The organism is Tepidiforma sp., from assembly GCF_034433535.1.
GTDB lineage: Bacteria > Chloroflexota > Dehalococcoidia > Tepidiformales > Tepidiformaceae > Tepidiforma.
Window position 1 is genome coordinate 1 of sequence record NZ_DAOUAO010000034.1, and the last position, 5,507, is coordinate 5,507.

General features: G+C 72.0%; 7 protein-coding genes. 5 read left to right on the forward strand and 2 right to left on the reverse strand.

From position 1 onward, the window contains the following. Positions 1-149 precede the first annotated feature (149 nt). Entirely contained in the window at positions 150-923 is a 774-nt protein-coding gene (locus VAE46_RS01855; RefSeq protein ID WP_322795204.1) for a type III pantothenate kinase, read from the forward strand. A 15-nt stretch (positions 924-938) separates the two neighbouring features. Continuing rightward, positions 939-2,162 carry a bifunctional phosphopantothenoylcysteine decarboxylase/phosphopantothenate--cysteine ligase CoaBC gene (gene coaBC, locus VAE46_RS01860; protein ID WP_322795205.1) on the forward strand — a complete coding sequence of 408 codons (1,224 nt, stop codon included), beginning with the start codon at positions 939-941 and terminating at the stop codon, positions 2,160-2,162. Here the strand turns inward: coaBC and VAE46_RS01865 are convergent. Continuing rightward, positions 2,159-3,064: a TVP38/TMEM64 family protein gene (locus tag VAE46_RS01865; RefSeq protein WP_322795206.1), complete on the reverse strand. Its 906-nt coding sequence runs from the start codon at positions 3,062-3,064 to the stop codon at positions 2,159-2,161. The two genes, coaBC and VAE46_RS01865, sit on opposite strands and share 4 nt — an antisense overlap. 98 nt (positions 3,065-3,162) lie before the next feature. Here VAE46_RS01865 and VAE46_RS01870 point away from each other — a divergent pair, with 98 nt between their 5' ends. The 3 genes from VAE46_RS01870 (at position 3,163) to VAE46_RS01880 (ending at position 4,626) form a co-directional block, all read left to right on the forward strand. Continuing rightward, positions 3,163-3,693, forward strand: coding sequence for an N-acetyltransferase family protein (locus VAE46_RS01870; RefSeq protein WP_322795207.1), 531 nt, complete (start codon positions 3,163-3,165; stop codon positions 3,691-3,693). Between the two features lie 118 nt (positions 3,694-3,811). Then, positions 3,812-4,411, forward strand: coding sequence for a hypothetical protein (locus tag VAE46_RS01875; protein ID WP_322795208.1), 600 nt, complete (start codon positions 3,812-3,814; stop codon positions 4,409-4,411). After that, entirely contained in the window at positions 4,408-4,626 is a 219-nt protein-coding gene (locus tag VAE46_RS01880) for a hypothetical protein (protein ID WP_322795209.1), read from the forward strand. The genes VAE46_RS01875 and VAE46_RS01880 overlap by 4 nt, the downstream gene beginning before the upstream one ends. Before the next feature lie 5 nt (positions 4,627-4,631). Here the strand turns inward: VAE46_RS01880 and VAE46_RS01885 are convergent, their stop codons facing one another. Continuing rightward, positions 4,632-5,450 (reverse strand): GNAT family N-acetyltransferase, encoded by an 819-nt coding sequence (locus VAE46_RS01885; protein ID WP_322795210.1) that lies wholly within the window; start codon positions 5,448-5,450, stop codon positions 4,632-4,634. Positions 5,451-5,507: the final 57 nt, after the last annotated feature.

Here is a 5,507-nt window from a genome sequence, read left to right on the forward strand (position 1 = left end):
CCCCGTTCCCGGATCCCCCCTCCAACCTCCCCCCTCCCACCTCCCGGGCCGGGGTAGGGCGGGGCTCCCCCCTCCCCCCTCCATCCGCTATCCTTCCCACGGCACCGGGACCGCCAGCAAGGCCCGAAGCCAGGACGGTTCACTCCCCCATGCTCCTCGCCTTCGATATCGGCAACACCTCCATCCACATCGGCCTCTGGGATGGCGACCAACTCGCCAATACCTGGCGCATCGGCGTCGAACAGGAGAAGCTCCCCGACGAATACGGCGCCCTCCTCATGACCCTCCTCGACCTCGGCGGAGTCGACCCCGACGACGTCACGGCCTGCATCATCGGCTGCGACGTCCCCCCGCTCATCCCCACCTTCGAGCAGCTCTGCCGCAAGTACTTCCGGGTCGAACCCCTGCTCGTCGGCCACGGCCTCCGCACCGGCATCCGCATCCTCTACGACAACCCCCGCCAGCTCGGCGCCGACCGCATCATCGATGCCGTGGCCGCCAGCCGCCTCTACGGCACCCCGGTGATCATCGTCGACTTCGGCACCGCCACCGTCTTCGATGCCGTCAACGAACAGGGCGACTACCTCGGCGGCGCCATCGCCCCGGGCATCGGCATCGCCAGCGAGGCCCTCTTCAGCCGCGCCGCCATGCTCTACCGCGTCCAGCTCGAACGCCCGCCCGCTGCCGTCGGCAAGAACACCATCCACGCCATGCAGTCCGGCATCCTCTTCGGCTACGTCGGCCTTGTCGAAGGCCTCGTCGCACGCTTCAAGCGCGAACTCGGCGGCAACCCGCCAGTCGTCGCCACCGGGGGCCTCGCCTCCCTCGTCGCCTCCGAAACGGACTGCATCGATATCGTCAACGGCGACCTCACCCTCATCGGCCTCCGCCTGATTTACGAACTGAACACCGAGCGAGACTAGCCCCGGATATTCCCCGTGTCCCAGCCCTCCAGCCGCGACCTTCCCCTTGCCAATCGCCGCATTGTCCTCGGCGTGACCGGCTCGATCTCCGCCTACAAGGCGGCCGACCTCGCCAGCAAGCTCCGGCAGGCCGGCGCCGAGGTCGAAGTCGTCATGACGCCGGCCGCCACCCGCTTCATCGCGCCGCTCACCTTCAAGTCCCTCACCGGCCGCGACGTCGTCGTCGACATGTTCGAAGCCGCCGAGACCGAGGCCCACGTCGAGGTCGCCCGCCGCGCCGACGCGATGGTGATCGCCCCGGCCACCGCCGACACCATCGCCAGCCTCGCCCACGGCCACGCCGGCGATATGGTCAGCCTCACCGCGCTGGCCACCGCTGCGCCCATCCTCCTCGCCCCCGCGATGGATTCGCAGATGTGGGAGCACCCGGCCACGGCCGCGAACATCGCGACCCTCCGCGAGCGCGGCGTCGAACTGGTCGGGCCGGCTACCGGGCGGCTCGCCAGCGGCCGGGTGGGCCCCGGGCGCCTCGCCGAGCCCGCCGCGATCGTCGGCGCGCTCCGCCTGCTCCTCGGCCGTCGCACCGGCGACCTCCGCGACCGCCACATCGTCGTCTCCGCCGGCGGCACCCACGAGCCGATCGACCCCGTCCGCTTCGTCGGCAACCGCTCCACCGGCCGCATGGGCTTCGCCATCGCCGAGGCCGCCCGCGACCGCGGCGCCGAGGTCACGCTCGTGACCGGCCCGGTCGCGCTCGAAACCCCCGTCGGTGTGCGCCGCATCGATGTCCAGACCGTCGCCGAGATGCTGGTCGCGCTCGAACAGGTCACCGCCCGATCCGATGCCATCATCATGGCCGCTGCCCCCGCCGATTTCCGCCCCGCGGCCCCCGCCGACCACAAGATCAAGAAGGCGCCCGGCCAGGAGCGGCTGGTCATCGAACTCGAACAGAACCCCGATATCATCGCCACCCTGCCCGGCGGCGGCGTCCGGGTCGGCTTCGCCGCCGAAACGCGCGACCTCGCCGCCTACGCCCGCCAGAAGCTCCCCGCCAAGCGGCTCCACTTCATCGTCGCGAACGATGTGACGGCCCCCGGCTCCGGCTTCGGCACCGAGACCAACCAGGTCGTCATCTTCCACGATGACGGCCGCGTCGAGGAGTTCCCCCTCCTCTCCAAGTACGCCGTCGCCCACCTGATCCTCGACCGCGTGCGTGAGCGCTTTCCCCGCTCTTCCTAGCTGCCCCCGGCCGGGTCGCCCGCGCTCAGCATCCGCTCGATCCACTGCCGCGGCGGCGGTAGCCGGCGCCGGTAGCGCAGGTAGAAGATGGTCGAAGGCACCGCCAGCGCCACCAGGATCAAAAGCCCGCTCACCAGCTGCGCCTCGAGCGACTTCCCGAACGAATCCCCGAACGCCACCACCACCGTCGTCGGCACCAGCGACCCGAGGAAGACCAGCACCACGAACAGCCGGAATGACATCCCCGTCAGCCCCGCCGCGTAGGCCGCAAAATCGAACGACACCGGCATCATCCGCCACCAGAACACCAGGTGCGGCCCCATCTCCTTCGCCAGCCGGTCGACCCGCTCCGCGCCCTCCTCCCCGATGAGGCGCGGGATGAACCGCCGCCCAAACCGGCGCGAAATCGCAAAAATCACCACCGAGCCCAGCAGCTGCCCGATCACCGCGTACACCACCCCCAGGAACGTCCCCCATGCAATCCCCGCCGCGATCATGAACGGCGGGTTCGGGATGGGCGCGATCACCATCGCCACCGCCAGCACGAGGATGAGCAGGATGGGGCCCCACGCGCCGAGGTCGCGGATCCACTCCCGCACCTTCTCCACGTCGATGTCGCCGGTCAGCAGCCCGAGCAGCACCACCCCGCTCGCCCCGCCCAGCGCCAGCACGCCGAGCACGCGCCGTCTGAATTTCGGGTCGGCAAGCAGCGGCGAACCGGGTGCACGCGCCGGCGCATGCCGGGCGCTGCCCCAGAGGTCCATCAGTTCGCCCCACGTCAGGTAGGCCGCAACCATCGCCAGGCCCACCGCCACCGACCGCGAATGCAGCCAGGTCAGCCCGGCCCACAACACCAGACCCCCCACCGCAACCGCCAGCAGCGCAATCAGCCGGTCCCGCATGCTGCCTCGAATGCTACGCCATCACCGTCATCGAGCAATGAACAGCGCCGACCCGCGTAACCTGCCCGAAACCTCGCGCCGCTACCCTCCCATCAGCCGTGAACCCCAACCCCCGCATCCGTCCCGCCACTCCCGCCGACCTTCCCGCCATCAACCGCATCTACAACGACGAAGTCCTCCGCGGCACCGCCACCTGGGACACCGAGCCCTGGAGCGAGGAGCGCCGCCTCGCCTGGTGGGAGGCCCACGCCGACCCGACCCAGCCTGTCCTCGTCCTCGCCCGCGGCCAAGCCGTCCTCGGGTTCGCGTACCTCACCCGCATGAGCGAAAAGCCCGGCTGGCGCTTCACCCGCGAAGACACCATCTATCTCGACCCCGCGGCCCGCGGGCAGGGGCTCGGACGGCTCCTCCTCGGCGAACTCCTCCGCTGCGCCCGCGAACTCGGCCTCCGCACCATCGTCGCCTCCATCACCTCCACCAACGAGCCCAGCATCCGCCTCCACACAGCTCTGGGCTTCACCCCCGTCGGCACCCTCCGCAACGCCGGCTACAAGTTCGGCCGCTGGCTCGATACCACCTACTTCCAGCTCGACCTCGGCGAGCCCCCGGGTGCCCATTCCACGACATAACCATTACCAACAGCAAAGGTCGGCTCCGAACCCGCGCACCCGGCCCGCGACCCCTGTGGAACCGCGGCAAACGGGCCGTATAGTTCAGGGAACAATCCGGTGGACGGGGGCCCCGCGCATGCGCTTCCCACTGCGAACATCCGGCAGCGACACCCCGGCGGCGCCTTCCCTGGACCCTATCCCCTTCCCGCCCCACCCCGCCCCGGAACCCCCCGCCGACCTCGCCCGCAGCGGACTCCACTTCCCCGGGCCGCTCAAGGGCCAGGCCTCCGGCGCTGACGCCCGCGCCGAGCGCCTCGTCCGCCAGGTCCGAAAGGATGTCGAACGGCTGCAGGCCACCCTCCAGCAGCTCGGAGCAGCCCAGTCCGACCTCCTCGAGGTCGACGCGGCCACGGTTGCCGCAAACCCGCAGGCGGCCGCCACGCTCCACCCCGCCATTCTCGTGCGCGCCCTCGTCGCCGCCCACGACGAGCACCGTCGGCTCGAAAAGCAGCTCAAGAAAGCCCGCCGCCAGCGCGACCGGGCCCGCGCCAGCCTCCGCCAGGCCCGCATCGCAGCGGCCGCCCGCGATGCCCGCCTCGCGACCCTCGAAGACGTGATCGCCGCCCTCCACGCCAACCTGCAGGACTTCCGCGCCGTCCGCGACCTCCTCCCCGCCCGCGAGGCGCCCGCCCTGTCGCGCCCGGCGGAGCTCCCCGGAGCCGGTGACGCGCCGTGAGCCGCGCCCTCCTCCGCGCCGAGGTCGCCGCCGTCCGCCGCGATGCCGTCGCCCGCGTCACCGAGGTCGACCTCCTCGTTGCCGCCCTCCGCGACCACATCCGCGACCTCCAGGCCGAACGCGACCGCCTGCGCGCCGAGCTGCACCGCCTGCGCGCCGAGCGCGCCCTCGCGACGGCCAGCTGGCTGCCGCGGGGCCTCCGCGGCCAGCACTGAGCAGGTCAGGTCGCGAGCAGGTCGGGCGTCACCTCGCGCACGAAGCGGTCCCCTTCGAGGAACCATCGCCGGTCCTCCAGCTCGCGCCGCAACGCAAGGAGCTCAGGCGTCGCCGCCACCGCGCAGCGCACCGCCCCGTGGGTCGCCGCCCAGGTGCAGGCGCGCTCCAGCATCCACCCTTCCAGCCCCCGGCCCCGGTAGCCCGGCGCCACCACCGGCGGACGGATCTCGCCCGTCCCGCTCCGTCCCACCTTCGCGGCCACCACCCCCGCCGCCTTCTCCCCATCGGCCAGCACAAACCACCCGGGCCGGGCGCCCTGCGCGAACGGCCAGGGGTCCTCGCCCGTGAGCGCCGCGATCGCGTCGGCATCCTCCCTCCGCTGCTCCCGGACGGTCAGCAGCGGGAGCCGCCGCTCCAGCACCAGCAGCACCTCGCCTTCGGCGCGGTCGCGACCCACCGGCAGGTAGCCCATCCGGCCGAAGTAGCCTGCCAGCCCGCTGCCCTCCGGCGCGCGGCAGCGAAGCAGCCGGAGCCCCCGGTCCTGCGCGCGCCGCTCGACCGCCCGCACCAGCTCACGCCCCGCCCACGGCTCCAGCGACACCAGCAGGTCGAACCAGCCCACCCCCTCCTCATCCCGCCACCGCACCGCCCCGGCGATGCCGTCCGCGTCCTCGGCCACCAGGAACGCCTGCCCGGTCTGGACCATCGTCGCCGCTTCCGCGGCATCGCGCGGCGCACCGGGCAGCGGGTGAAGCGCGTACAGCGCCGCCAGCGCGGGCGCGTCATCGGCTGTGGCGGCCCGCGTCGCCAGGCCCGGCGTCACAGCTGCGCGTCCTCGACGAATGTCCCGGGATTGAAGTAGCAGTCGATCTGCATCCAC

What these genes read in the sequence shown, in the direction of transcription:
- VAE46_RS01855 (WP_322795204.1), top strand. Translation starts at nt 150, where the DNA reads ATGCTCCTCGCCTTCGATATCGGCAACACCTCCATCCACATCGGCCTC.
- VAE46_RS01865 (WP_322795206.1), bottom strand. Translation starts at nt 3,064, where the DNA reads ATGCGGGACCGGCTGATTGCGCTGCTGGCGGTTGCGGTGGGGGGTCTG.
- VAE46_RS01875 (WP_322795208.1), top strand. Translation starts at nt 3,812, where the DNA reads ATGCGCTTCCCACTGCGAACATCCGGCAGCGACACCCCGGCGGCGCCT.